Source organism: Guyparkeria hydrothermalis, assembly GCF_023555375.1.
Classification (GTDB): domain Bacteria; phylum Pseudomonadota; class Gammaproteobacteria; order Halothiobacillales; family Halothiobacillaceae; genus Guyparkeria; species Guyparkeria hydrothermalis.
Genome location: NZ_JAJSEE010000005.1, coordinates 146,837 through 173,696, shown reverse-complemented (window position 1 = coordinate 173,696; position 26,860 = coordinate 146,837). Strand labels below are relative to the sequence as shown.

At 67.8% G+C, this 26,860-nt stretch carries 23 protein-coding genes; 11 read left to right on the top strand and 12 right to left on the bottom strand.

Features of this window, described 5'->3' with window-relative positions:
- Position 1: 1 nt before the first annotated feature.
- From LV475_RS08420 to LV475_RS08410, 3 genes are all read right to left on the bottom strand, one after another.
- Positions 2-904 carry a sensor domain-containing diguanylate cyclase gene (locus LV475_RS08420; protein WP_250106125.1) on the bottom strand — a complete coding sequence of 301 codons (903 nt, stop codon included), beginning with the start codon at positions 902-904 and terminating at the stop codon, positions 2-4.
- A gap of 54 nt (positions 905-958) precedes the next feature.
- Positions 959-1,873 (bottom strand): ornithine carbamoyltransferase, encoded by a 915-nt coding sequence (argF, locus tag LV475_RS08415; RefSeq protein WP_156573299.1) that lies wholly within the window; start codon positions 1,871-1,873, stop codon positions 959-961.
- Between the two features lie 65 nt (positions 1,874-1,938).
- Positions 1,939-3,117, bottom strand: a complete 1,179-nt coding sequence (locus tag LV475_RS08410; RefSeq protein WP_156573298.1) for an acetylornithine transaminase — start codon at positions 3,115-3,117, stop codon at positions 1,939-1,941.
- Positions 3,118-3,669: 552 nt separating this feature from the next.
- Between LV475_RS08410 and LV475_RS08405 the strand changes: the two genes are divergently transcribed.
- The 4 genes from LV475_RS08405 to LV475_RS08390 all read left to right on the top strand — a co-directional run bounded on the left by LV475_RS08405 (position 3,670) and on the right by LV475_RS08390 (position 7,330).
- The gene (locus LV475_RS08405; RefSeq protein WP_136866567.1) at positions 3,670-5,016 is read left to right on the top strand and encodes a TRZ/ATZ family hydrolase; all 1,347 of its coding nucleotides are present in this window, start codon (positions 3,670-3,672) and stop codon (positions 5,014-5,016) included.
- A gap of 40 nt (positions 5,017-5,056) precedes the next feature.
- Entirely contained in the window at positions 5,057-5,848 is a 792-nt protein-coding gene (ubiG, locus tag LV475_RS08400) for a bifunctional 2-polyprenyl-6-hydroxyphenol methylase/3-demethylubiquinol 3-O-methyltransferase UbiG (protein WP_136866568.1), read from the top strand.
- 205 nt (positions 5,849-6,053) lie between these two features.
- Positions 6,054-6,752 (top strand): HAD-IA family hydrolase, encoded by a 699-nt coding sequence (locus LV475_RS08395; RefSeq protein WP_136866569.1) that lies wholly within the window; start codon positions 6,054-6,056, stop codon positions 6,750-6,752.
- Positions 6,749-7,330: a hypothetical protein gene (locus tag LV475_RS08390; protein ID WP_136866570.1), complete on the top strand. Its 582-nt coding sequence runs from the start codon at positions 6,749-6,751 to the stop codon at positions 7,328-7,330. Before LV475_RS08395 ends, LV475_RS08390 begins: the two co-directional genes overlap by 4 nt.
- Before the next feature lie 32 nt (positions 7,331-7,362).
- On the opposite strand, the gene LV475_RS08385 is transcribed toward LV475_RS08390, so the two are convergent.
- From LV475_RS08385 to LV475_RS08375, 3 genes are all read right to left on the bottom strand, one after another.
- A complete protein-coding gene (locus tag LV475_RS08385) occupies positions 7,363-9,090 on the bottom strand; it encodes a GGDEF domain-containing protein (RefSeq protein WP_136866571.1) in 1,728 nt (575 codons plus the stop codon).
- Positions 9,087-10,343 (bottom strand): ABC transporter substrate-binding protein, encoded by a 1,257-nt coding sequence (locus LV475_RS08380; RefSeq protein WP_136866572.1) that lies wholly within the window; start codon positions 10,341-10,343, stop codon positions 9,087-9,089. Before LV475_RS08380 ends, LV475_RS08385 begins: the two co-directional genes overlap by 4 nt.
- A gap of 146 nt (positions 10,344-10,489) precedes the next feature.
- Entirely contained in the window at positions 10,490-11,671 is a 1,182-nt protein-coding gene (locus LV475_RS08375; protein ID WP_136866573.1) for a methyl-accepting chemotaxis protein, read from the bottom strand.
- Between the two features lie 167 nt (positions 11,672-11,838).
- Here LV475_RS08375 and LV475_RS08370 point away from each other — a divergent pair, with 167 nt between their 5' ends.
- Both LV475_RS08370 and LV475_RS08365 read left to right on the top strand, forming a co-directional pair.
- Positions 11,839-12,714, top strand: a complete 876-nt coding sequence (locus LV475_RS08370; protein ID WP_136866574.1) for a phytoene/squalene synthase family protein — start codon at positions 11,839-11,841, stop codon at positions 12,712-12,714.
- 74 nt (positions 12,715-12,788) lie between these two features.
- Positions 12,789-13,559 carry an SDR family NAD(P)-dependent oxidoreductase gene (locus LV475_RS08365; RefSeq protein WP_169303547.1) on the top strand — a complete coding sequence of 257 codons (771 nt, stop codon included), beginning with the start codon at positions 12,789-12,791 and terminating at the stop codon, positions 13,557-13,559.
- Here the strand turns inward: LV475_RS08365 and LV475_RS08360 are convergent.
- From LV475_RS08360 to LV475_RS08340, 5 genes are all read right to left on the bottom strand, one after another.
- Entirely contained in the window at positions 13,526-14,734 is a 1,209-nt protein-coding gene (locus LV475_RS08360; RefSeq protein WP_136866576.1) for a class I SAM-dependent methyltransferase, read from the bottom strand. The genes LV475_RS08365 and LV475_RS08360 overlap by 34 nt on opposite strands.
- A complete protein-coding gene (folB, locus tag LV475_RS08355) occupies positions 14,731-15,165 on the bottom strand; it encodes a dihydroneopterin aldolase (protein ID WP_169303548.1) in 435 nt (144 codons plus the stop codon). Before folB ends, LV475_RS08360 begins: the two co-directional genes overlap by 4 nt.
- 100 nt (positions 15,166-15,265) lie before the next feature.
- Positions 15,266-17,359, bottom strand: a complete 2,094-nt coding sequence (locus LV475_RS08350) for an EAL domain-containing response regulator (protein WP_136866578.1) — start codon at positions 17,357-17,359, stop codon at positions 15,266-15,268.
- Entirely contained in the window at positions 17,356-18,999 is a 1,644-nt protein-coding gene (locus LV475_RS08345; RefSeq protein ID WP_136866579.1) for a hypothetical protein, read from the bottom strand. The genes LV475_RS08350 and LV475_RS08345 overlap by 4 nt, the downstream gene beginning before the upstream one ends.
- A gap of 158 nt (positions 19,000-19,157) precedes the next feature.
- The gene (locus LV475_RS08340) at positions 19,158-20,090 is read right to left on the bottom strand and encodes a KamA family radical SAM protein (RefSeq protein ID WP_136866580.1); all 933 of its coding nucleotides are present in this window, start codon (positions 20,088-20,090) and stop codon (positions 19,158-19,160) included.
- 32 nt (positions 20,091-20,122) lie between these two features.
- Here LV475_RS08340 and efp point away from each other — a divergent pair, with 32 nt between their 5' ends.
- Both efp and LV475_RS08330 read left to right on the top strand, forming a co-directional pair.
- On the top strand, positions 20,123-20,692 hold the full coding sequence (efp, locus tag LV475_RS08335; protein WP_136866581.1) for an elongation factor P: 570 nt from the start codon (positions 20,123-20,125) through the stop codon (positions 20,690-20,692).
- An 8-nt stretch (positions 20,693-20,700) separates the two neighbouring features.
- Positions 20,701-21,690 carry an EF-P lysine aminoacylase GenX gene (locus LV475_RS08330; protein ID WP_247709480.1) on the top strand — a complete coding sequence of 330 codons (990 nt, stop codon included), beginning with the start codon at positions 20,701-20,703 and terminating at the stop codon, positions 21,688-21,690.
- A gap of 308 nt (positions 21,691-21,998) precedes the next feature.
- Here LV475_RS08330 and asd read toward each other — a convergent pair whose 3' ends face one another.
- On the bottom strand, positions 21,999-22,913 hold the full coding sequence (gene asd, locus LV475_RS08325) for an archaetidylserine decarboxylase (protein ID WP_136866582.1): 915 nt from the start codon (positions 22,911-22,913) through the stop codon (positions 21,999-22,001).
- A gap of 126 nt (positions 22,914-23,039) precedes the next feature.
- Here asd and prmB point away from each other — a divergent pair, with 126 nt between their 5' ends.
- From prmB to LV475_RS08310, 3 genes are all read left to right on the top strand, one after another.
- Complete coding sequence (gene prmB, locus LV475_RS08320) at positions 23,040-24,005, top strand: 50S ribosomal protein L3 N(5)-glutamine methyltransferase (RefSeq protein WP_169303549.1); 966 nt, start codon at positions 23,040-23,042, stop codon at positions 24,003-24,005.
- Between the two features lie 182 nt (positions 24,006-24,187).
- Complete coding sequence (locus LV475_RS08315) at positions 24,188-25,465, top strand: NAD(P)/FAD-dependent oxidoreductase (protein WP_136866584.1); 1,278 nt, start codon at positions 24,188-24,190, stop codon at positions 25,463-25,465.
- A gap of 177 nt (positions 25,466-25,642) precedes the next feature.
- Positions 25,643-26,857, top strand: a complete 1,215-nt coding sequence (locus LV475_RS08310) for a cupin domain-containing protein (protein ID WP_250106124.1) — start codon at positions 25,643-25,645, stop codon at positions 26,855-26,857.
- The last annotated feature ends 3 nt before the right edge of the window (positions 26,858-26,860 follow it).

Below are 26,860 nucleotides of genomic sequence, written 5' to 3'. Positions count from 1 at the left end.
GTCAGACAATGCGGTTACGGCCCTGGCGTTTTGCCTCGTAGAGGGCCTGGTCGGCTCGATGCAGGGCGCCTTCGTGGCTGGTGTCCCCCTCGCGCATGGCGGCCACGCCCTGGCTGATGGTCACCGGGGGGATATCCGGGAAATGGGTCGCCAGCCCCTCGATCACCGCACGACGGAACCGTTCGGCGACCTGGCGGGCGTCATCCAGATCCGTCTGCGGCAGGACCAGCACGAACTCCTCGCCGCCGAAGCGCGACAGCAGGTCGTTTTCGCGCAGCATGCCCCGGCCGATCTCGGCGATGGCGATCAGCACCTCGTCGCCGACGGAATGGCCGTACTGATCGTTGACGCGCTTGAAGTGATCGACGTCGATCATCACCACGGCACAGGGCTCGCCGTAACGGCGGTGCTCACCGAACCGCTCGGCCAGCACCTCGAGGAGCTTGCGGCGATTGAACACCCCGGTCAGCGGATCGATCACGCTCGCCCGCCGCAGCTTTTCCTCGAGGTCCCGCCGCGGGGTGATGTTGCGCGCCACCCAGACCACGGCCCGCTCGCCATTGATCGGTTCGGCGAGCGGCTGGATGTGCCCTTCGAACCAGAGCATCTCGCGCGGACCGTCGGCCGACTCGAGACCCTTCACCTCATGGGCGGCGAGCGGGTATTCGACCTTGAGCAGGCGGTTTTCGCTGAGCGATTGGCGGATCTGATCCAAGACCTGGCTCGCCTTGTCGGCGGGCAGCAGATCCTCGACGGTTTGCCCGACGAGCGTTCGACCGTCGTGGTAGTAGCCTGGGTCATTGCCGCCGTAGACCGCCAGGTAGCGGCCCGATTCCGACAGGATGAACAGCGGGTCCGGCAGGGCGTCCAGCACGGCCGGCAGCAGGTCCGCAGGCAGACTCATGGCAATCCCTCGTCAATGGCAACCAATCAGCGGACGGCCCGGGCTCGCGGTGACTTAGGGAAACTCCCCCAGCATCAGGAACTCGACCAGCGCCTGCTGGGTGAACATGCGTGCCTCGGCCTCGTCCCAGACCACGCTCTGCGGGCCGTCGATCACGCCGGCGGTGACTTCCTCGCCGCGGTGGGCCGGCAGGCAGTGCATGAACAGCGCGTCATCCTTGGCGCGGCCCATCAGCTCGTCGTTGATCTGGTAGTCGTGGAAGTCGCGCAGGCGGCGCAGGCGCTCCTCCTCCTGGCCCATCGAGGCCCAGACGTCGGTGACCACCAGATCGGCGCCCTCGACCGCCTCGGCCGCCGTACCGACCAGCTCGACGCGGTCCTCGGCCGCGGCGACCACGTCCGGGTCGGGCTCGTAGCCGCGCGGGGCGGCGACGACCAGGTCGAAGTCGAAGGTGCGCGCGGCGTTGATGTAGGAATGGCACATGTTGAAGCCGTCGCCCACCCAGGCAACGCGCTTGCCGGCGATCGAGCCGCGGTGGCGCTGGTAGGTGTAGATATCGGCCAGCAACTGGCAGGGATGACTGCGGTCGGTGAGCGCGTTGATCACCGGCACGCGGCTGTTGGCGGCGAAGGTCTCGACCATGCCGTGATCGTTGGCGCGGATCATGATGGCATCGACCATCCGCGACATGACGCGGGCCGAATCCTCGACCGGCTCGCCGCGACCCAGCTGGGTGTCGCGCGGCGAGAGGAAGATCGCCGACCCGCCCAGCTGCGCCATGCCCGACTCGAACGACAGCCGGGTGCGGGTCGAGGCCTTTTCGAAGATCATGCCCAGCACGCGACGCTCAAGCGTGTTGGGGCGCTCGCCGCGCTCACGGGCGGCCTGCAGCTGCCCCGCGCGCTCGAACAGGGCGCGGTACTCGTCCGCGGTGAGATCGAACAGGCTCAGGAAGTGACGTGTGGACATAGCGATATCGGTTCTGTCGGTTGAGGGGAGCGCACGGGCAAACGCCCGGCACCAGCCCCGGAAACTCAGGTGGTCGCGTACCAGTCGCGGATGACACCGATTACCCGGTCGGCGATCAGGTCGGCCTGCGATTCGCTCAGGATCAACGGCGGCAGCAGGCGCACCACGGAACCGGCGGTGACGTTGATCAGCAGGCCCTGCTCCAGCGCCCGGCCGACCAGCTCGCCGGCCGGACGATCCAGTTCGATGCCGATCATCAGTCCGCGACCGCGCACCTCGCGGCAGCCGGCCAGGTCGGTCAGACCGTCGCGGATACGATCGGCGATCGACCGGCCCAGTTTCTCCGCCCGCGTGACCAGCCCGTCGCGTTCGATCACCTCGAGCACGGTCGCCGCCGCGCGGCAGACCAGCGGGTTGCCGCCAAAGGTCGAGCCGTGGCTGCCCGGACCGAACAGGTCGGTGGCCCGGCCGGCCGTCAGGCAGGCGCCGATCGGCACGCCGTTGCCCAGCCCCTTGGCCAGGCTCATCACGTCGGGCAGCACCCCGGCCTCGTGCTGGAAGCCGAACCAGCGTCCAGTGCGCGCGATGCCGGTCTGTACCTCGTCGACCAACATCAGCCAGTCGTGGTCGTCGCACAGCGCGCGCACCGCGGCCAGATAGCCCGTCGGCGCCGGGCGGACACCGCCCTCGCCCTGCACCGGCTCGAGCAGCACGGCGACGATGGTCTCGTCCGAGGCGACGCGCTCGAGCGCCTCGATGTCGCCGTAGGGCACGCGCACGAAGCCATCGAGCAATGGCTCGAAGCCCTTCTGGATGGCGGCGTTACCGGTCGCGGCCAGCGCGGCGAGCGTGCGGCCATGGAAGCTGTGCTCCATCACCGCGATCTTCGGGTTGTCGATCTCGCGGCGGCGACCGTGCAGGCGGGCAAGCTTGATCGCCGCCTCGTTGGCCTCGGCACCGGAGTTGGCGAAGAACACCTTGTCCATGCCGGAAATCGCGGCGAGCCGCTCGCCCAGACGCTCCTGCCACGGGATGCCGTAGAGGTTGGAGGTGTGGATCAGGGTCTTGGCCTGGTCGCACAGCGCCTCGGCGATGTCCGGGTGGGCGTGGCCCAGACCGGTCACCGCAATTCCGCTGACCGCGTCGAGGTATTGCACGCCCGCCTCGTCCCAGAGGTACGGGCCTTCGCCCCGGACGAAACGGACGGGCTGTCGATTGTAGGTGGGCAGCAGAAAGTCGCTCACGGCATTCCTCGAAAACCGATTTCGCCCGGATATTTCCGGGCGACACAAAACCAAAAAAGCGCTCCCCGGAACGACGAGCGCATTGAATCCATTGCGTTTTGTGCCCCTCGACGAACAACGATATGCCTGGCCAACACAGTTGGCGCGAGTTCGGAGGGGCAAGTCATGGAGCATATCACGAATCGAATCGATTTCGACAAAGGGCCGCACGGCGCGGCATGCCAGGGAAACTCTGTACGAATGCCATACCGCTCTGCGCGACTTGAGCCGGGCAGGTGCAAGGCGTCCGTCCGCCGCGGAAGGGTGACTCCCTTTCCAAGGACGGCAACGCAGCAGATGCCCGGCTCAAGGCGCGCCCTGCGGGGCCTGGCGAGTCGCACGTGCTCCGCGTTACGATGTCTTGACGTGGCCACCGGCACGCCGGCGACATCGCGCCTTGATCACGAACGACTCGCCAAGCCAGAGTGGCATGGCATTCGGGCAGAGTTTCCCTAGGCTTCCGCAAGCCTTTTTGCCGCCATTGCCCTTCTCAACCGGACCACTGCAATTTCCATGGCAAACGACCATCCCAACCAGATTCTCGCCCCCCGCTGGCTGATCCCCGTCGCCCCGCGCGACGAGGTGCTGGAAGACCACGCCGTGTGGATTCGCGATGGCCGCATCGAGGCCATCCTGACCCGCGAGCAGGCCCGCGAGCGCCAGCGGGCAACCGAGGAACCCGTCGACTGGGTCGACCTGCCCAGCCACGCCCTGATTCCCGGGCTGGTCAACGGCCACACCCACGCGGCGATGAGCCTGATGCGCGGGCTGGCCGACGACCTGCCGCTGATGACCTGGCTCGAGGAGCACATCTGGCCGGTCGAGGGACAGATGCTGGGTCACGACTTCGTTCGCGACGGCACGATGCTCGCCGCCGTCGAGATGATCCGCAGCGGCACGACCACGCTCTCGGACATGTACTTCTTCCCCGAGGCGGCGATCGAGGCCGTGCAGGCCGCCGGCCTGCGCGGGATCTTCGGCATCGTGGTGATCGACAACCCCAATCCCTGGTCGGCGAACGCCGAGGAGGCACTGGCCAAGGGCGTCGAGCTGGTCAACGACTGGCGCCATCATTCACGCATCGAGTTCACGCTCGCCCCGCACGCCCCCTACACGGTCGGCGATGCGGCGCTCGAACGGGTGCGCACCATGAGCGACCAGCTCGACCTGCCGGTCCACATGCACGTCCACGAGACCGCCCACGAGGTCAAGTCGACCCTCGCCGCCACCGGCGAGCGGCCACTGGCCCGCCTCGATCGGCTGGGGCTCCTCAACGAACGCCTGGTCGCCGTGCACATGACCCAGCTGACTGAGGCGGAGATCGCCCGCCTGGCCGTCACCGGCACCCACGTGCTGCACTCGCCGCAATCGAACCTCAAGCTCGCCTCCGGCTTCTGCCCGGTGGCCAAGCTCCTCGAGGCCGGCGTGAACGTCGGGCTGGGCACGGACGGGGCCGCCAGCAACAACGATCTCGACATGCTCGACGAGATGCGCACCGCCGCGCTCATCGCCAAGCCTGTGGCCAATGATGCCGCGGCGGTCAGCGCCCACCAGGCCCTGCACATGGCAACCCTGGGGAGTGCGCGCGCCTTCGGCCTGGACGACCGTATCGGCTCGATCGAGCCGGGCAAGCAGGCGGACCTCGTCGCGGTCGATCTCGATGCCCCGGAGACCCAGCCGGTCTACGATGCCGTCTCGACCCTGGTCTACAGCGCCTCGCGCGCCCAGGTGAGCGATGTCTGGGTCGACGGGCGCGCCCTGCTGCGCCACGGGCAGTTGCGTGGGCTCGACAGCCGGGCGATCATCGAGCGGGCAAACACTTGGCGCGAGCCGATCCGGCGGGCCAAGCCCGCCGTCTGACACGTTCACCGTCCATTCGCCCTTACCTGGCCACGCCGCGATGACCCCGACCCACGACACTGCCGACAACGCCTCCAGCGCCTCGCCCGACGAGCTGGCCCACTTCAATCGGCTGGCAAAGCAGTGGTGGGACAGCGACGGCCCGTTCGCCTCGCTGCACGCGATCAACCCGTTGCGCATGGCCTTTATCGAGACCCACAGCGACGCCGGCGACAGCCGCGTGCTCGACGTCGGCTGCGGTGGCGGGATACTGGCCGAGGCACTGGCCCGCAGCGGTGCTGCCGTCACCGCGCTGGATCTCGCCGAGGACGTCATTGCGGTCGCCCGCGACCATGCGCCGGACACACTCGGGATCGACTACCGGGTCGCCGACGTCACCCGCTTCGCCCCCGAGCACGCCGGCACGTACGACGTGGTCACCTGCATGGAGATGCTCGAGCACGTCGAGGACCCCGCTCGCATCATCGAGGCCCTGGCCACGGCGGTGCGCCCCGGTGGGCACGTGTTCCTCTCGACGCTCAACCGCAACGCCAAGTCGTGGCTGCTGGGGATCGTCGCCGCGGAGTACCTGCTGAACATGGTGCCACGCGGCACGCACGACCACCGCCAGTTCATTCGCCCCGGCGAACTCGCCCGGATGGGTCGTGCCGCCGGGCTCAAGCCGATCGCCTCGACCGGCATCGTCTACAACCCGCTCACCCGCGAGTTCTCGCTCAACGACCGCGATCTCGACGTCAATTACCTGATGGCGTTCGTAAAGGAAACTCTGCATGATTCGATGACGTCTCTGCGGGACTCCAAGGGTCCAGATGCAAGGCGCAGTCCGCCGTGAAGGGCCGTCGCCCTTTGCAAGGGCTGCAACGCCGCAGATGGGCCCTTGGAGACCCGCCCGGACGGGGCTCGCGGGTTTGCCCGCACTCGGCGTTGCCGCCCCTCGGCGGGCAACAAGCCCGCCTTCGGGCCGGCGCCTTGATTGCGAACAAACCCGCGAGCCAGAGATGCCATCGAATCATGCAGATTTTCCTAAAGGAGTCCTGATGCTGCCCGCCCCCAAGGCAATCCTATTCGACCTCGACGGTACCCTGCTCGACACCGCCCCCGACATGGCCGCCGCGCTTAATCGCGTGCGCGCCGAGCAGGGCCTCGAGCCCATGCCGTTCGAGGCGATCCGCCCGCATGTTTCCAACGGGGCGCGCGGGCTGCTGGGGATCGGGCTGGGCATCACGCCGGACGACTCGGGCTATGAGGGGTTGCGCGAGCGCTTTCTCGCGCTCTACGCCGAGGACCTGGCGGTACACACCTGCCTGTTTCCGGGCCTGGAGGCACTGGTCGAGTCACTCGAGCAACGCGCCCTGCCCTGGGGCGTGGTGACCAACAAGCCCGGCGAGCTGACACGACGCCTGCTCGAGGCGCTGGAGATCACCCCGGCGGTGGTGGTCTGCGGTGACGACCTCCGCCGGGCCAAGCCCCACCCGGACCCGCTGTTGTTCGCGGCCGGCAAGCTGCGCCTGCCGCCCAATGCCATCTGGTACATCGGCGATCACGAGCGTGACGTCGTCGCCGGCAATGCCGCCCACATGCCCACCGTCGCCGGGCGCTGGGGCTACCTCGACGGCGAGCGGCCGATCGAGTCCTGGGGGGCGACGGTCGTGATCGATAACCCCGAGGACATCGCGCATCTGTTGAGCCGGGCGGACCAAGACGCCACGCACACCGAAACGGTGGACGCCAAATGATTCCGCGCGTCACCTCGCTGCTCGCCTGGCCGGTCGAGGCCCGCTTGCGCAACGCACCGCTCTCGCCGGTCGAGACGCCCACCGACATGGGCGAGCTGATCACCTTCTACCGCGAGCGCCTGGATGCCTTCCGTCCGTCCGCGTTCGAACGTCTGTCCGAGACCGACCAGGCCCGCGTCGACGGGCTGATCACGGCGGTGCTGCTGGTCGACGGGTGGCTGGACGCCGCGGCCGATCGCGAGGCCGGCCAGGCAATGCGCCTGCCGGCCAACGAGTTGGCGCAACTGGGAGTCACCGATGCCCACTGGCGGGAGCAGCAGGTGGACTTCGCCTTCCGGCGCTTCAACGAACGCTTCGCCGGGCGCATCCGGGGCATCCTGCAGGGAGCGGCCCCGCTGGGTCGCCCGTGGCTGGCCGGCTGGCGTTATCGGCTGACCATCGCCCGGGTCGAGCAGATCCTGCGCGAACGGCAGGTCGACCCGGCGCTATGGTTCGATCACGAGCCCCGGCGCTCGCCGGTGGCGTGGGGAACGGCCTCGCTGCGCATCCTCTGGCGGGTACTCACCGGCCGCGGCTGACCCCCGGCGCCGCCATCGGCCAACGCCAGGGCTCACGGCATGAAGCGGACCTGGTCCCGCCCCTCGCGCTTGGCCAGGTAGAGCGCCTCGTCGGCGCGTCGCACCAGATCGGCAGGCGTTTGCCCGGCGTCATCCGGGAGCCGGGTGGCGACACCGACGCTGACCGTCACCACGCCCACCGAGGAGTCGGCGTTCGGGATGGCCAGCTCGCGCACGGCGCGCTGCAGCCCTTCGGCGACCGTCAAGGCGCCGTCCCGGTCGCTGTCCTGCAGGATCAGTACGAATTCCTCGCCGCCGTAACGGGCCGCCAGGTCGTTGCTGCGCCGCACCGGCCCCTCCAGCACCCGGGCGATACGCCGCAGGCACTCGTCGCCGGCCGGGTGCCCGTAACGATCGTTGAACGGCTTGAAGTGGTCGACATCGAGCATGACCATGCTCAGGGCCATCTTGGTGCGCACGGCCACGGCCCATTCCCGTTCCAGCACCTCCTCGAACGCGCGCCGGTTGGCGAGATCAGTCAAGCCGTCGGTGCGCGAGAGTGTCTCCAGCTGGGCGTTGGCCGCCTGCAAGGCCTCGGTGCGTTCCTCGACGCGCTGCTCGAGCACCTCGTTGAGCTCCTGGTATTCGCGCAGCAGGCGCTCGGTTTCCTCGTTCTTTTCCCGGAAGACATGCGCCGCACGGGTCAGCTCGTGAAACTCGTAACCCGCCTCGGTTAGGTCAAGGTCGGCGGCATCCTGACCGCGAGACAACCGCCGGAAGGTCTGCGTGAGGGTCTCGATCGGCGCGACCACGCTGCGCCCCAGCCGATAGGGCAGAAACACCATCAGGGCCAGGGTCAGGGCGATACCGACGAGAACCGTCCACACGGCCTGGCGAATCGTCTCGGCGGTCTGCGCCTCGATCTGCTCCATCTCCTTGTGCAAGCCCGCGGAAAGCTGGTCGGACTGGTAGAGCACCTCGTAGGTCTCGCCGGCCATGACGACGTTGACCAGGTAGAGATAACCGCGCGTCAGTTGCACGGCGTCGAGGATGGCCTCCTGATAGTCATCCAGGGCACTGCCCATCTCGCGAAACACCGCACCATCCGCCGGGTCCTCGCTCGACTCGGCCAGCCGGTCGAGTCGCCGGCGGGACTCGCGCACCTCGACATTGACCTCGCGGATACGCGCGTTGTCGAGCGAGTCGAAGTAGTTGCGCGTCAGGCTGTCGATCCGCAGGGCCGCGCCGCGCAGTCGCTCGAGGCCGGATATGGTCTCTGCCCGACTGGCAGGAAGCGTGGCCTCAAAGGCGCCCAGCAGGTCCTGGTAGCGGCGGGCCTGCGAGTCGATACCCTGGTCGATCAGCCAGCTCTGGCGGTCGTGGAGCCGCTTGACCTCGACGAAGGCCTCGCGGAAACCGTAAAGGTATTCCTCCATCCGCTCGACGCGGTCGCTCACCGCCTCGCTCGCCCCCTCGCCGAGTTGCTCGAGCAGCCCGCGCGCACGCTCGAACACGATCCCGGCCTGGTCGGCGGGAAACGAGCGCCCCGACTGGACGAACTCGCCCGACAGCCGCTGGAGTTCGACCATCTGCAGGGCGACCTCGCCGCCCATCTCGACCCGTTCACTGATGTCGGTCAGGCGCTGGAAGTCGGCGTAGATGCGGGTGATCGTCAGCGCGAGTACTAGGCTGATCAGAAAGCCGGCCAGCCCGATCGCGCCGAAGCTGCCGAAGATGCGCGCCTTGAGCCGACGCCGCGGAGCCGAACGTCGACGGCTCATGCGAGCAGGAATTCCTGCCACTTGGTCAGGGTGTACTCGTAGGTATCCATGACCGTGTTCCACACCGCGATGTTGGCGAAACGGGTTTCGTAACTGCCGCCGCGACGGACCTCGCCCGCCGCGGCGACCCGGTGGCCGTCAACGCCGGTCAAGGCGTGGGCGGCCGGCTTGCCGGCGTACCAGTAGTCCCACTCGGCCGGGGTCATGAAGGGGCGCGAACGCTGCGGGTTGGCGATGTAGTAGCCCTGTCGGGCAATGAATGCCCCCGGCCAGCCCGACAGCCACCAGTTCATGAAGGCATAGGCCATCGCCTGGCGCTCGCTGTCCACGGCCGAGGACAGGCACATTACGCCGAACCAGGCGCGGTAGCCTTCCCGTGGCGCCGCGTAGAGGCAAGGGATGCCCATGCCCTGCAGCTGGGCCGCAGCGGGCGAGAACATGCTCTGGATCACCACCTCACCACGCGCCATCAGATCGACCGAATGCGGCACGGAAAACCACACGCCGCGAAAATGCCCACGGCGCTTGAAGTCCACCAGGAGCGCGAACAGGTCGTCGATCTCCTCGCGGGTCATCCGGCCGATCTCGCCAAAGCGCATCAACCCGTTCGCCTCGGCGGCGAGGGCGAGATCGAACAAGCCGATACTGGGCGCATTCACAACCGCCACGCGTCCGCGATGCGCCGGGTCGAGCAACCACCCCCAACTCTCGGTCTCGTAGGGAATGCCCGGCGCGATCGCGCGCGTGTCATAGCCGAAGGAGTCGGCGTTGTGAACGTAGGGCAGGAAGCTGAGCCGGCCGGAGGGCGTGGCGCCGAGCCGGCCATCCTCCTGGACGAACAACAGCTTGTGGGGCGCATCACCCCGACCGATGGGCGAATCCGGGGTGATGCGGCCGGTCTTGGGGAGATCGTTGATCTCGTCCCAGTACGTCAGGCGCTCGACGTCAATCGACTGGATGGCGTTGGCCTGCCAGAGCACCCGGATGCTGTTCGACCACTGCTCGTAGAGATCGAACGACCCCGGATCGGTGGCCGCCCGTTGCAGCACCTCGGCGCTGCCGCCGGGGTGGAACTCGATGTTGAATCCCAGCTCGGCCTCGGCGCGACGGCGGATCGGCTCCTGGAGGGTGACGTGCGTTCCCATCACCCGCAAGGTCGGCTTGCGATCCAGGGCGCGCACGATCGCCGGGAAGCCGGCCCCGCCCAGCAGCAAGCCCGCCCCACCGGCCTTGAGCACGTCACGTCGATTCATGGGCCTATCATCGGTTCGGGGTCTCCAACGGCATCGGCAACCGGCCACCTTGGCAGAACGCCACTCGGCCGCGTCATGCCGGCTCAATCGGCAGCATGCCGCCACGCCGGTCGGGTGACAAGCACCCGGACCGGACCGATCCCGGGTTAGAGCCGGAAACGGGCGACCTGGCCGGCGAGGCGCTCGGCCTCGCGATTGACCGAGTCGACCGCCTGGTTCGCGGACTGCATGGTCTCGGCATTGCGCTCGACCACCTCGATCAGCGAATTCAGGTCCTCGGTGAGCCGCTCGATCGCCGCCTGGTGACGCTGGCCGTGGCTGGCCGCCTCGTCGGTGAGCTTGACCGTGTCGGCCACCGCCCCGAGCATCTCGGAGAGCCCGCCGGAAGCGGTCTGCAGGGAGCGTTCGGCATCCGCGGAGTAGTGGCTGGCCTCCTGCATCTTCTCGTCGGCGGCCGTCACGTCACGCCCCAGCGATTCCATCACCAGGCCGATCTCGCGGGCCGCCTCGGCGCTGCGCCCGGCGAGCTTGCGCACCTCGTCGGCAACCACGGCAAAACCGCGACCATGCTCGCCCGCCCGGGCCGACTCGATGGCGGCGTTCAGGGCCAGGAGATTGGTCTGCTCGGCCACGGCATCGATGGTCGCGGTCATGCCGCTGATGCGGTCGCGGGCAGCGACCAGCGACGTGATCAGGGCCGCGGTTTCCTCGACGCGTTGCTGCGAACGGCTGATCGAGGCGACGCTCTCGCCTACCTCGTGGCGGGTCTGCTCGGCCCGCGACTGCATCTCGCCGGCCTGGTGACCGGCCTCGAGGATTGCCTCGACCAGTCGCCCGCCGCCGTCGGCCACTTCGCGCGCCTCGCCGAGCGTGCGCTCACGCTGCGCCTGGACCCGCCCCTGCGCGGTCATCACGCTGGACACGCTCTCATCCAGACTGCCGGCGGCGGCGGACAGCGATTCGCTGCTGCGGTTGAGGTTCCCCATCTGGGCATGCAGCTGGTCGATCATGCCGTTGACGCTGGCGACAATCTCGCCGAGCGAGTCATGGCTGACGATCTGGCATTTCTCGGTGAGGTTGCCGTCGCGCACGGCCCCGGCCAGACGCGCCAGCGCGCCCATGCGGCGCAACAGGATCAGGTGGGCCAGCCCGTAGTTGACGAAGCCCACGGTCAGTCCGGCGCCCAGGCAACCGACCACGAACCAGCCCAGCATGCCCTCGCGGAACTCGACGAAGAACGACGCGAATACCGGGAAGATCGCTCCCATGACAACGCCCATGCCGACAAAGGACCATTTCAGGCGACGCAGGATGCTGGGCTGACTCATGATTGGATGGCACCTGGCTCGAAGTGGATGGCGCAACAGGATAGACGCCTGATCGGTTATCGGTCAGTGGGACGATTTCTTGAGGGGCCATCGCTGGCCGATCCGGGGGGACGGTTCGCGCCGGGCGATCCCGGGCAGAAGGCAGGGAACTGGTAGAATCGGCGCCCATGAACGCCGAATCCACCCGCCCCTCGGTCGAGCCCCACCTGGCTGCCGCCGAATGCGAGCGACTCGCCCGTCCGGTAGGCAGCGCCTTCCGGCTGGCCAGCCTCAAGCTATCCCCGGCCCGACAGCGGGCGGTGACGGCCCTGCGCGCGCTGGACGTCTCGCTGGCCGAGATCCCGGAGACGGTCAGCGAACCGCAGGTCGCGATGGCCAAGCTCGATTGGTGGCGCGAGGCGCTGCTGGGCATGACCCAGGGGCGGGCCGAGCACCCGGTCATCCAGTCGCTCGCCGCGGGGCTCGACGAGGTCGGCCTGGGCGAAGAGGCCCGTCGCGAGGACTCGCCGCTGGTCGGCCGGCTGGAGGAGCGTCTGGGGGCAGCGCGCATCGAGCTCGAATACGAGGGCTTTGCCGGCGAGGCGGACCTCGAGGCCTTTCTCGACGCGCGCTACGCCAGCCTGTTCGCCCTGTACGGCCGCCTGCTGGCCCTGCCCGCCGAGCAGATCGAGGCCGCGGCACGGCTGGGGCGCTGGCATGGTCGGCTCGACCGCGCGCGGCTGCTGGGGCGGCATGCGCGCATCGGCCGCGTCTACCTGCCACAGGACACGCTGAATCGCTTCGGCCTGGACGAGGCCGACCTTTATCGCGAACCGGCGCCGGCCGATCGCGAGGCCCTGTTCCGCGAGGAACTCGACCGCATTCGCGCCGGCTTGAGCGACTGGCCGGCGAGTGGCCGACCGCCGCGTCTGTTCCGCATTCTGCGCGCCGTCGACCTCGAGCACCTGCGCCTGATGCAGGAAACACCCGCGGAACTCACCGGCGGCCGCGTTGAAATCAGTCCCGTGCGCCAGTGGTGGCTTGCCTGGCGCGCCTCCTGGTAACCCCAACGGCTAACCCGACCCTTTCCGGCCCGATCATGGCAATGATGGCGGGCTCACCTTGCCGAGACATCCCGATGACCGACTCCCCTTCCACCGACACGCCGATCGATACCTCGTTTGCCGGGCAGGTCGTGCTAATCAACGGCGCGACCGGCGCGCTGGGCACCGCCACCGCACAGACGCTGGCCGCCCGCGGCGCGACCGTGATCCTGCTGGGACGCAAGCTCGATCAGCTCGACCGGCTGGCCGACGACATCAACCAACGGGTGCTGCCCGAGGTGCCTGCCGAGGTCCGCGGCGAACCGCCGGTAATCCAGCCGGTGGACTTTTCCGGGGCCGCGCCAGAGGACTACGCCACGCTGGTCGAGGGAATCGAGCGGGCCTTCGGCCGCCTGGACCTGCTGGTGCATGCCATGGGCACGGCCGGCGAACTCGCCCCGCTCGCCCAGGCCGACCTGATGAAGTTCCAGGAAAGCCTACACGTGAACCTCACCGCGCCGTTTGCCCTCACCCGCAGCGCATGGCCACTGCTGGAGCGCGCCAGTCGGCCGCGCGTGCTGTTCTTCACCGATCGCGGCACCGATGCCTACGGCAGCGCGCATGACATCGCCCACGCCGGCATCGAGCGGATGATCCGCCAGTGGGCCGCGGAGACGCCGAGGGTGTGGATCACCGGCTTCGATCCGGGCGCGGTCAACAGCCGCCTGCGCCACGCGCGCTTCCCCGGCGAGCTCACCCAGGACCGCCAGCCGCCCTGCGCGGTGATGCCCGCCCTGCTCGACTGGCTGGAACACGGCGAATCGGGGGCGATTCAACGCCTCGACGAGGCGCCTGCCTCGGCCTGATCCAGACGCAGCCGCATCACCCGGAACCGCTCGCCCATCTCGGTGGGCATGACCAATTCGCGGAATTCCTGTGCGAGACGCGCCTGATCCGCGAGGGAATCGCGGGACTGCAGTTCGCGCTCGACCCGTTGTGGCACGTCGGTGCCCAGCAGCCACTGCGCCTGACTGCGCTCGCCGTCGATCGCGAACCCCGCCTGTCGCGCGGCCTGCTCGACGGCCTGGAAATCCACCCAGGCGGTGATGTCCTGCAGCCCCGGGTAGACGAACGGATCCTCGTGGGCCAGGTGCCGGTAGTGGCACTTGAGCGTGCCCTCGTCGCGATCGGCTCGGTAGATATCGGCGGTGTGGCTGCCGTAGTCGAACAGGTAGATCCAGGTCTCGCCACCGGCGTCGAGTGACGCGTGCATCTCGCCCAGCCAGCCGGCAAGATCCGGGTTGTATTCGGCCAGCACGGTCTCGCGCGGCGTGACGATGGGGCGTTCGATGCGCGCGCCGATCGCCTCGACCGTGGCCCGCAACGCCTCGTCGGCGGGCCGTTCCTCCCAGACGAATCGCTGGCCGTCGAAGCCCACCAACAGGCGCTCGGCCGTTTCCGGTTTGCCCGGCCACCAGCGAAAGCGCTCCATCGGCATGGCATCGAGCACTTCGTTGGCGATCACGATGCCGCCCGACCACCCCAGATCCGACCACGAATCGATCCAGCGCACGCGTTCGGCCACCGCCGGTGGCAATGACGCGCGCAGGTTCTCGGCCTGGCGTTCGGCCAGTGCCGGGGAGATCTCGAGGATGGTGTAGCGCGCGGGCAGCGCCTCGTCCGCGGCCAGCCGGTCGAGGAGATCGATGGCCAGACGCCCCGACCCCGCGCCGATTTCGAGGATCTCGCCGCCCAGCCCGGCGGCCTGCGCCTGGTGCCACTCGTAGGCCAGCCCGTGGGTGAAGAAACGCGAGCGTTCCGGGGCGGTAATGAAATCGCCGCCCACGCCGAAGGCGACCTGGCCGCTGCCGTAGTAGCCCAGCGTCGGGTGATAGAGCACGGTGGCCATGTACTCGGCGAACGGGATGGGGCCCTCATGCATCCGCTCGACCAGCGGCTCAATCAACGCGAGGCTCTTGGCCTGGTCGGCCGGTGACGGTGCCGGCAGCTCGAACCCTTCGTGGCGAGATCCGGCGCTCATGCGCCCTCCCCGGCCGCCGCCTCCGGCGTCATTTCACGGGTAATCTCGACCCCCACGCCGGCCGCCTCGGCCAGGGCGTGCGGCTTGATCGCGCGCATCGTGACACGGCGAATGGGGAATTCGGTCAGCAGCACCTCGCAGCAGCGCTCGGCCAGGGTCTCGACCAGCTGGAAGCGTCCCTCGCGCGCGATCTCGGTGACGCGCCGGGAGACGGCCGCGTAGTCGACCGTCTGGTCGATGTGTTCGCTGAGCACCGCCTGCCGGAACGACTCGACCTCGAGGACGAGATCGATGCGCACCGGCTGCGGGGTCTCCCGCTCGGCGGGCAGGATGCCGATGATGGTCTCGAACTCGAGGCCCTGCACCAGGATACGGTCGGTGGGCAGCGTGGTCGGCAGGGGCGGGGCAAGCGGCTGGTCGGCGTCCGTCACGGCGTCGGCTCTCGGGTGTGGATGGGGCACCCGGGCGCGTGCCGGGCGGCGCCAATGGTAGCCCGGATCCACCCCCTTTTGCAGGGCGGCGCGGCGAGGGTCAGAACTGCGCGAAGTCGAACTCGAGGCTTTCCTGCGGCGCCTGGATGAAGTCGCCCTGCACGAAATCCACGCCCATCGGCCAGAGGATCTGCAGGCTGGCTGCGTTCTCCACGTTGGGCACGATCACCGCCATCTCCGCGTCCTTGGCGTGCCTGACCACCTCGCCGACGCGATCCTGGTTGGCGCTCTCCTGGGCGAAATGCTCCAACAGCGGCCGGGCGATCTTGATGGTCGAGACCGGCAGGTGGTCGAGGATGCGGAAACCGTCGTCGCCGGAACCGAAGCCGTCGAGGATGAGCTCGCCGCCCAGCGGATGCAGCGCCTGCTGCATGTCCGCCAGGTGACGCAAGGCGTGGCCGGCCTTGTCGACCGACACCTGGATGGCGAGCAAGGTGTCCGGCAGACGGGTCATCTGCAGACGCTGGGTCAGCCACTTGGTGAACTCGGGGTCATGCAGGGAGGCGTCGCTGATGCGAATGTAGAGCTTGGGCTTCTCGCCGTTCTTGACGCCGTTGTGGATCTGCTTGACCGCCGAAAGCACCACCCAACGGTCGATCGACTGGATCAGGTCGCCGCGCTCGGCCTGCGAGAGGAACTCGGCCGGCGAGATCAGGCTGCCGTCCTCGTCGAGCATGCGCACGAACACCTCGTAGCGACTGATCTCGCGATCGCCGGTCAACGAAACGATCGGCTGGAACACCAGCGAGAATCGGCTTTCGCGCAGGGCCGTCTTGATCTTGCGCGCCCAGGCCTCGTCCTGCTCGCGCTCCGAGGCGGTCTTGAGATCCGGCTCGTACAGACGGGCCTGGTACTTGCCTTCCTGCGCGGCGCGGTTGGATGCGCGTTCGACCCGGTCGACCAGCTCGGCGGCATTGGGCGGGGAGTTCTCGTCGAGCACGAGATAACCCGCCGAGGTGGAGACGGTCACCGAGGTGGTGCCCTGGGTGTAGACGTAATCGCGGGCGAGCTCGTTGAGCACCTCGGCCAACTCGGCGGTGCCGTGGCGGTCGAGCCGTCCCAGCAGGATCAGGAAGGAGAACGCGCCGTGGCGCGCGACCAGCCCCTGACCACCGACCCGCTCCTCAACCTTCTTGCCGAACTCGGTCAGCAGATTGTCCATGCCGGTGGTGCCGATGTGGCGCTTGATCTCGTCGTGGTTGAGGATCTCGAGCAGCAGCAGCGCGCCGGTCTCCTCCTCGTCGCCGCTGACGATCTCCGCCCGGCGGGCCTCGATCTGCTCGAACAGGTAGTTGCGGTTATACAAGCCGGTGAGCAGATCGCGACGCGCGAAGTACTCGAGCTGCTCGGAAATGTCGGCCACGTCCTCCTTCACCTGCGTCGCGAAGACCTGCAGGCAGGGCTCGCCGTCGAAGGAGGCCGCGGTGCTGTGGATCCGCACCTCGATCTCGTGGCCGCCGTTGGTCCTGAGGGTGAAGGTGTCCTCCGCGTCCTCGGTCTTGAGGAAGGCCTTCAGGCGCTGGGCGGAATCGCCGGCGGCGAGGTCCAGGATGGGCTCCTCGCGCAACTCGTCGATGCTGGCAAAGCCGAGCAGGTCGAGGTAGGCCTGGTTGGCGTAGATGTGCAGCCCGTCCTGCAGGTAGGCCACCGCCTCGGAGGAGCCGTCGATCAGCTTCTGGCAGCGCAGCTCGGACTTCGACAGCTGGGCGGCCTTGCGCTCACGATCCTGGTAGAGCAACGCGAAGGCCACGGCCCGCATCAGGATCGGCTCGACCAGCGACTCGTGGGTAATCACGGAAAACGCGCCGGCCTCGAGGTAGGCCTCGATCTCCTCGACGCCGCCGATGTCGTCGTAGACCACCATCGGCACGCCGGCCAGCGCCGGCTCGCGCGCGGCGAGCTCGTGCAGGGCGGTCAGCATCTCCAGGGCATTCGCACCGTACTCGATGTAGACGACGTCGATCGGGGTGGCGGTGATCTCGTGGCGCGCGGCATCGAAATCGGCGGCATTGTGCACCGAGGCCTGGAGCCCGGCGTTGCGCAACTCGCCACGCAGGGCGATCGAGTCGTTGACCGACCCGATCACGTGCAGGATGGAAAACGGGGTGTTCTCGACGGTTTCGACGGGCGTCACTTATTGCCTCCCTTGTCGGGGCTGGTTTCCATCACGACCAGGTGGGAGCCCACCATCACGATGCGTTCGAGGTTCAGGGGCACGTCCTGGCCCCGCTCGCGGATCACCGTCACGCGACGGCCGCGATCGGCCAGATCCGGCGGCAGGATCAGTTGATCGATCCGATCCCCCTCGAGGCGCGCGAGCACCGGCCAGGTGCCAGCGGCGTGCGGCGACTCGTCGGCCGGGTGGGCGAAATACGCCATCCAGTCGCCCGGCAGTCGCTCGACGCCCATGTCGATGGTGCGATTGCCCTCGTCGAGGTGACGTACCCAGCGGATGATACCCACCCCGACGACGGCGGCCAGCCCCCCGACCTCCTCCATCGGGTCACGTTCGATCAGGATCAGCTCGTCGACCGCCGCGCGACTGTTGTCGGCCAGTCGCCAGTGCAGTCGCAACCCCCGCTCGGAGAGATTGACCACGTCCCAGGTCGCCGGCTCGTTGAGCCGCGGGGTCGCGGGACGGCCGTTGGCGTCGGGCATCGCCTCCCAGTCGACGTCGTCGCGCGCGCCCGAGTCGATCTCGAGCTTGAAGTCGTGAATGCTCGGGCCGTCCTTGACCTGGCCGTGCACCGGGCGTTCCAGGCCCTCCCAGTCGAGACCGGAAAAGGTCAGGTGCTGCGAGGCGCGCAGGCTGTAGAGCATGTCATCGAGCAGCCGGTGGTGCACGCTGTGAAAGCCGATGGTGATCAGCGAGCGCTCGCCGATCTTCCGTTCGAGGTGGTCGTGGCGACGCGCCTCGCGCGAATTCAGGAAAAACTGCAACCGGCGCAGAAAGCCGCGCAGGGCCAGACGGCACTCCGCATCGAGGCCCTCGATGGTCTCCTGCCGATACAGGGCATCGACGCCGACGTACACGGCCCCGTCGGGGTTCGCCTTGCCGCCGCTGATGGCGATATGCGGGGCGAGTCGCCCGGTCATGTCGACGAAGCGCGCCGATCCGCCGGGCCGGTCGGCGGTGATCTCGACCACCCGCCCCACTTCGCGCAGGCAGGGGTAGAGCACCGCCATCTCCTCGACCGTCAGGGCGTACGGATTGACCATCGCGAGCAGCAGCACGGCCACGTAGACGTCGCGCACCTCGCCCCAGGCCTCGGGCTGCGCCGACTCGAGGTCGCGGCAGGCCGCACGGGCGAACTGATGCAGGTCGGCGTACAGCGGCTGCGGCACGCCGACGTAGAGCTGGTAACAATCGAGGATCAGGCGCGCCGCCCACTCGACCCGTTGGCGATGGGCGGTCGCGCGTGCCTGGCGGGCATCGCCGGCCTCGACCAGCCCCAGGCGCAGGTTGGCAAGCGACTGGGCCGCGCGATACAGGGTAAAGAGTGCCGACAACTGCTCGCGCGCCTGGCTCGACATCGGCAGCGGGCTTTGCCTCAGGCTGCGCCGCAGTGCCTTGGCCGTGCGCTCGACCTGTGGCTCGAGCCGCGCGATCAGGCCATCGAGCGCCTCGTCGCTGATCTCCTCGAGATCGGTCCGGCCGAGAAAGCCGGCCAGCAGGCTGGCCGCCTCGGTGGGACCCACGATCGGGACCCGCTCGAGCAGGGTCTCGAGATCATCCACGGCATGGGACTGGGGTGGCTGAGACGAATCGGCCATCGACGAACTCCTTATCGCATCCCGAACGGGATCTTGCTTCCGTGCACCCGGACGTCGGGGGCGTACGATCATACTGTATTCAATGTGACCGCCCCAATCTACGCCTGACGCCCGCTGGCCGGCGCCTGGCGGGGCGGAAACCGTCGGACGAGATCGGGTCAGGCAATCGGCGTCTTGCTCGGCTCGCCGGCCTGCTCGACCACGAACCGCGGCACGAGATAGCCGGGCAGGCGGGCGCGCAAGGCCTCGATCCGTTCTCGCCCCACCGCGGCGTCGACCGCAAAGTGGGCGGCACCGGCGACCGGGTCGAGTTGGTGCAGGTAGTACGGCAGCACCCCCTGGGCGAACAGCGCCTCGGAGAGCTCGGCAAGCACATCGGTGTCGTTGTTCACCCCCTCGAGCAATACCGCCTGGTTGAGCAGCGTGACCCCGGCCTCGCGCAACCGGCCGAACGCCGCGGCGCTCTGCGGCCCCAGCTCCCGCGGGTGATTGACGTGCGCGACCAGCACCACCTGGCCGGGAAAGCTCGCCAGCCGTTGGCACAACGACTCGTCGATCCGCTCGGGCGACACCGTGGGGATGCGGCTGTGGATACGCAGCCGGCGCAGCTGGGGCAAGGCGGCGAGCCGCTCGATGACGGCCGCCAGGCGCCGGGGGCCCAAGACCAGCGGATCACCGCCGGAGAGGATCACCTCGGTCATCTCCGGATCGGCGGCGAGGTAATCCAGCGCCCGCTCGAGCGCGTCCTCGTCGAGCCGCTGGTCGCCGTAGGGAAAGTGGCGGCGAAAGCAGTAACGACAGTGCACGGCACAGGCGCCGGTCAGCACCAGCAAGGCCCGACCGCGGTACTTGTGCAGCACGCCGGGCACGGCGTTGGCGGCGAGATCGCCGACCGGATCGGCATCGAAACCGGGCACCTCGAGCGATTCGCGCGGATCGAGCCGGAACTGGCGCGCCACGGGATCGTCCGGGTCGGCGGCATCGATCTGTGCCTCGACCGTCGACGTGGTCAGCTCGACGAAGTCGGCATCGCGACGGGGACGCGCGGCATGCTGGGACGATGAGGGGTTATCAGGTATGATCGCGGCCATTTCCACCGACTTCGATTAACTTGCAGGTTCCCATGGCTAGTTACAGCACCAACGAATTCCGCGCCGGTCTCAAGGTCATGCTCGACGGCGATCCGGCCACCATCGTCGAGAACGAGTTCGTCAAGCCCGGCAAGGGCCAGGCGTTCAACCGGACCAAGCTCAAGAACCTCAAGACCGGCAAGACCATCGAGCGCACCTTCAAGTCGGGCGACTCGCTCGAGGCGGCCGACATCCACGAGCAGGAAATGCAGTATCTCTTCTCCGACGGCGAGGAGTGGCACTTTATGGATCCCGAGTCCTTCGAGCAAATCATGGCGACCAAGGACGCCGTGGGCGACTCGGCCCAGTGGCTCAAGGAACAGGACATGTGCCAGGTCACCCTGTTCAACGGCGCGCCGATCCAGGTTCTGCCGCCCAACCACGTCGAGCTCAAGGTGGTCGAGACCGACCCGGGCCTGCGCGGTGATACCGCCACCGGCGGCACCAAGCCGGCCACCCTCGAGACTGGCGCCGTGGTCAAGGTGCCGCTGTTCATCGAGGAAGGCGAGGTGCTGCGCTGCGACACCCGCACCGGCGAATACCTCTCGCGCGTCAAGAACTGATCCACGACGTGACCGACCCGGAGCAGGTGGACTGGCGTCCCGGCGCCAGTGCCGACACGCTCCGCCAGCGCGCCCGGCTCAAGCGCCTGCTGCGCGAGACGCTGGATGCGCGTGACTGGCTGGAGATCGACGCCCCCGTCCTGATCGACAGCCCCGATTTCGAACCCAACATCGCCCTCTTCCGGGCGACCCTTCCCGACGGCACTCCAGCCGGCTCCCTGCACAGCTCGCCCGAGCTGACGATGAAGCGCCTGCTCGCCGCCTGCCCCGACCTGCCCGGGGCCTACTACCTCGGCCCGGTCTTCCGCGCCAATGAGGCCGGTCGGCGGCACAATCCCGAGTTCACCATGCTCGAGTGGTACGACAACGGCGCCACGCTCGAGTCGGCCATCGCGACCACACTCGCGCTGATCCAGTCGGCCCGAGAGGCGCTCGGCCTGTCGCCCGCGCCGGTCGAGCGCCAGGATTACGGCGCGCTGTTTCGCCGTCACGGCGCCCTCGATCCCTACCACGCCGATACCGACACCCTGGCTCAAGCAGCCGCGCATCACGGTATCGATGTCGCCGACCCCGCCGACATGGCCCGCGACGACTGGCTGGACCTGCTGATGAGCCTGGTGATCGAACCGCGGCTCGACCCGGCGGCACTGACCGTGGTGACGGGCTACCCGGCCAGCCAGGCCGCGATGGCCCGCCTCGAGACCGGCTCGTTCGAGGGGCAGGCGATCACCACCGCGGCTCGTTTCGAGGTCTACGGCGGCGGGCTGGAACTGGCCAACGGCTACCACGAACTCGTCGATCCCGACGAGCAGGCCCGCCGATTGGATTCGGCCGGCTCACGGCAGCCGTCACCCAGCCAACAACGCTTCCTCGCCGCGCTGGTCCACGGCCTGCCCGAGTGCAGCGGCGTGGCCATGGGCGTGGATCGCCTGCTGATGTGGCTGACGGGCGCGGAGGATATCGACGCCGTGCTGCCGTTTTCGGCAAGACGGGTTTAGGGGAACCAAAGAGGCACGTCGATCACAGCAGGGCCAGGCGGCTCCGATGACTGGATTCCCGCGTTCGCGGGAATGACGCCGGGTGGGGGGCTTTCGACGTTTGACGGCTACCTTTGCCCCCGCTGCCATCCATTCACGGCAGCGTGCGTCACCACCGCGACCGAACGTCACCAACGGTTAACCAACAAGCCCGAAAAAAACCGTCATTCCCGCGAACGCGGGAATCCAGGGAACCACGGCACGACACGTGGAGCAGCCGCCTAACCAAGTAGCCCTGACGCTCTTCGGCCAGAAATGACAGGCGCACCCTAGCCTTCGGCCTTCACCTCGCCCTCACCGGCAATCTCGCTCGCTTGCAACCGCTGCCCCAGCTTGATCGGCATCTCCGCCTGCCAGGCGGCATCGAATTCCACGCCCTTGGCGGTCAGCAGGATCACCGTCGAGCCCATGTTGAAGCGTCCCATCTCGGCCCCGCGCTCGAGGCGGATCGTCAGCCCGGTCTCCCCGCCATACGTCCAGCGGCCGATCTGGCGCTGCGGTGTCGGCGTGACCAGCCCGGCCCAGACGGTCTCGATGGCCGAGACGTTGATCGCCCCGACCAGCACCATTGCCATGGGCCCGTCGTCGGTGTCGAACAGGCAGACCAGGCGTTCGTTGCGGGCAAACAGGCGCGGCACCTCGGCCACCGTACCGGTCGAAACCGAGAACAATCGGCCCGGCACGTGGATCATTTCGCGCAACGTGCCGGTCACCGGCATATGGATGCGGTGGTAGTCCGAGGGCGAGAGGTAGAGTGTGGCGAACGAGCCGTCCTTGAACGGTTCGGCCAGCGCCTCGTCGCCGCCCAGCAATTCGGTGGCGGTGTAGGCCCGGCCCTTGGCCTGGAAGATATTGCCCGACTGGATGTGACCGATCTGGCTGATCCGCCCGTCGACCGGGCTGATCCACGCCTGCGCTTCGCCCTCGATGGGCCGGGCGCCCTCCGCCAGCGCCCGGGTGAAGAAGGCATTGAAGGTCGGGTAATCGGCCGGGTCGGTCTTGGCCGCCTCGCCGAGGTTCACCCCGAAGGCCTTGACGAAGCGCCGGATCAGCCAGGTCGTCCAGGGCGCGCGCCAACGCGTCACCCGGAACACCAGCCCGGAGATCAGGTGGTGCGGCAGGACGTACTGGACACGCGCCCACAGGCGCGATTGCCATTTCACGGTATTGCTTGGGCTTGTCATGTTGCCTCGTGTTGGCCTGGATACGGGCCGGGCTCTCCCGGCCTCGGTCGCGGTGAAGGTACTATTGTGCCAGAGCAGCGATTGCTGCCATACGCCCTTCAACACGCCTTTCCGATGAGCCACCGCATGAGCCACGCCCACGCCCCCTCCGATGCGCCCGAAGCACTCGGCAACCACGACCACCTCGAGACCATCCTCGATTTCGTCCGCTGGGCCGCCAGCCGCATGGACGAACACGGCGTGTTCCTCGGCCACGGCACCCACAGCTACCTGGACGAATCCGCCTGGCTGGTACTGGAGGGGCTGCGGTTACCGCCGGATCTGGGGCATGACTGGTGGCAGGCGCGCCTGACCAGCGAGGAGCGCAGCGCCGTGGTCGAACTGATCCGCCGGCGCTGCCTCGACCACACACCCACCGCCTATCTGCTCAACCGGGCGTGGTTTCTGGGCCGGCCCTACTACGTCGACGAGCGCGTGCTGATCCCGCGTTCGCCCTTCGGCGACCTGATCCGCGACGACTTCAAGGGACTGCTGACCCGCAACCCCGCACCGCAACGGTTGCTCGATATCGGCACCGGCTCGGGTTGCATCGCCATTGCGCTGGCCGAGCATTTTCCGCAAGCCGATGTGGTGGGCAGCGACATCGACTTCGGCGCCCTGGCGGTCGCCTCGCACAACGTCGCCGACTACCAGCTCGCCGACCGGGTCGAGCTGATCCAGTCCGACGGCTTCGACCAGCTGCTGGATGCCGACGACAAGCCGCTGGTGTTCGACCTGATCGTCAGCAACCCGCCCTACGTCGACTCCGACGAGGCCGAGGACCTGCCCGACGAATACCATCACGAACCGGCCGGCGCCCTGTTCGCCCCCGACCAGGGCCTGGCACTGGTCGAACGCCTGCTCGACCAGGCCGCCGACCACCTTTCCCCCGGCGGCTGGATCTTCATCGAGATGGGCAACGGCCGGCACTGGTTCGACCAGCGCTGGCCCGGACACCACGGACTTTGGGTGGACCTCTCACCGGCGCCGTCGTCGATCGTCGCCTTCAAGCGCGAACAGCTCGGCCAGTGGCGCGGCGAGGAAACCACCTAATTATTGAATACTAATATTCGGTCGGGGCAGAAAACCAGCGCAGATACATGACGTTGCAATCATCCGACCAGCCCAAATTGCAATCCTTGTAGACCAACCCTTGTTTTTCCCGGGCCACGGGGGAACAATCGGGACAACGGTATCGATCGCAAAAAGATCGTCACGAACAGGGAGAGCACGTCATGGCACATATCGTCATTCTGGGCGCCGGCATCGGTGGCCTGCCCGCCGCCTACGAGGCCCGCGAGGCACTGGGCGACGAACATCGCATCACGGTCATCAACGCCGAACCCTACTTCCAGTTCGTGCCGTCAAACCCCTGGGTGGCGGTCGGCTGGCGCAACCGCGACGACATCACCTTCCCGATCGCGCCCTATCTCGAACGCAAGCACATCGGCTTCATCGCCCAGTCGGTCGAGCGCATCGATGCCGAGGAAAACCGCCTGGAGCTGGCCGACGGCGAGACGGTGGATTACGACTACCTCATCATCACCACCGGCGCCAAGCTGATGTTCGACGAGGTCGAGGGCGCCGGCCCGCATGGCGGGCACACCGAATCGGTCTGCACCATCGATCACGCCGAGCAGGCCTACGATGACTTCAAGCGACTGGTGGAAAACCCCGGCCCGGTGATCGTCGGTGCCATGCCGGGTGCGAGCTGCTTCGGGCCGGCCTACGAGTACGCCTTCATCCTCGATTCGGCGCTGCGCAAGAAAAAGCTGCGCCACAAGGTGCCGATCACCTTCGTCACCGCCGAACCCTACATCGGGCATCTGGGGCTCGGTGGCGTGGGCGACTCGAAGGGCATGCTCGAATCGGAGATGCGCTCCCACGACATCAAGTGGATCACCAACGCTCGCACCACGCGGGTCGAAGACGGCACCATGCACGTCGAGGAGCTCAACGAGGACGGCGAGGTCAGGCAGACCCATGCCCTGCCGTTCCACCACTCGATGATGCTGCCCGCCTTCAAGGGCGTCGACTGCGTAGCGAACGTCGAGGGGCTGTGTAACCCGCGTGGCTTCGTGCAGGTCGACGACTACCAGCGCAACCCGAACCACAAGAACATTTTCGCCGCCGGGGTCGCCATCGCCATCCCGCCGGTGGAGAAGACCACCGTGCCCACCGGCGCGCCCAAGACCGGCTACATGATCGAGTCGATGGTGACGGCCATCGTTCACAACATAAAGGCGGAACTGACCGGCGAGGGCGAGCCCAACTCCAAGGGCTCCTGGCAGGCCATCTGCCTGGCCGACTTCGGTGACCGAGGCGCGGCCTTCATCGCCCTGCCCCAGATCCCGCCGCGCAACGTCAACTGGTTCGCCGCCGGCCGCTGGGTGCACCTGGCGAAGATCGCCTTCGAGAAATACTTTATCCGCAAGATGAAGAAGGGCACCTCCGAGCCGCTGTACGAGAAGTACATCATGCGGGCGATCGGGTTGAACCGGCTGGAGAAGTAACGATCGGTCTGATCGAGGAGCCGATGCGACTTCACCAACGGCGCGCCTCGAGCGCGCCTTTTTCTTGCCACACAACGGCTCAGCCCCAAAAGCCGCGCCCGCCATGGGCGCATGCTCTCAACGGCCAGCGTTATCCGTTAGACTTGCGCACACCCACCCACTCGCAGGGAAATGGCCATGTCCGCATCGACGCACGACTCCAGCAATCACGTCCTCGGCGACCTCAGCATCGAGACGTTCCTGCGGGATTACTGGCAGAAAAAGCCGGTGCTGATCCGCGGCGCCTTCCCCGACTTCGAGACCCCGATCTCTCCGGAGGAACTGGCCGGACTGGCCTGCGAGGCGGACGCCCCCTCGCGCCTGATCCTGGAACACGGCGACGAGCGTGACTGGCAACTGAAAATGGGCCCGTTCACCGAGGACGACTTCCGCGCCCTCCCCGACGACGGCTATTCCCTGCTGGTCACCGACTGCGAAAAGCTGGTCCCCGAGCTGATGGAGGTCGTCGAGCGGTTCCGCTTCGTCCCCGACTGGCGCATCGACGACCTGATGATCTCCTATGCCCCGCCGGGCGGCTCGGTGGGCGCGCATATTGACGACTACGACGTGTTCCTGCTTCAGGCCCACGGCCGTCGCCGCTGGCAAATCGAGAACCCGCCGGTCCACACCGCCTACCGCGAAGGACTGGACGTACGAATCCTGACCGACTTCACCCCGACGGACGAATGGGTGCTCGAACCAGGCGACATGCTCTACCTGCCACCCGGCATCCCCCATCACGGCGTCGCGCTCGACGACTGCATGACCTGGTCGATCGGATTCCGTGCCCCCACCCAGGCCGACCTCGTCGGCGGCGTCTGCGACCGACTGGCGACGCTTGCCCCCGAGGTTCGCTACCGTGACCCCGATCTGTCGCCGAGCGACAACCCCGGCGAACTCGATCCGGCCACGCGCCAGCGACTGCGCGAGTGGGTGCTCGAGGCGATGACGGCCGATGCCAACCAGCTTGACCGCCTGATCGCGGAGACGCTGACCGAGCGCCCCGTCGATCACGCCGACCTCTATCCGCGCTATCACGAGGAGGAGATCGTCGGCATCCTCGACCACCTGCACGAGATCAGCGAGCTGCAGCGCACCCCGGCCTCGCGCTGGCTGCTGCTCGAACCCATGGCCGATTCCGGGGGCGACGACCCGGGCCACCTGTGCATCGACGGGCAGAGTCACGAACTCGACGCCGAGTCCCTGCCACTCGCCCGCCTGCTGACTCAACACGTCCACGTCTCCGGCGAGGCACTCGCCGAGCGCGCCAGCAACGCCAGCGCACGCATCCTGCTGGAAAAGATCCTGACCGCGGGGCAGCTACTGATCCCCGACGAAGACGAACAAGACTAAAAG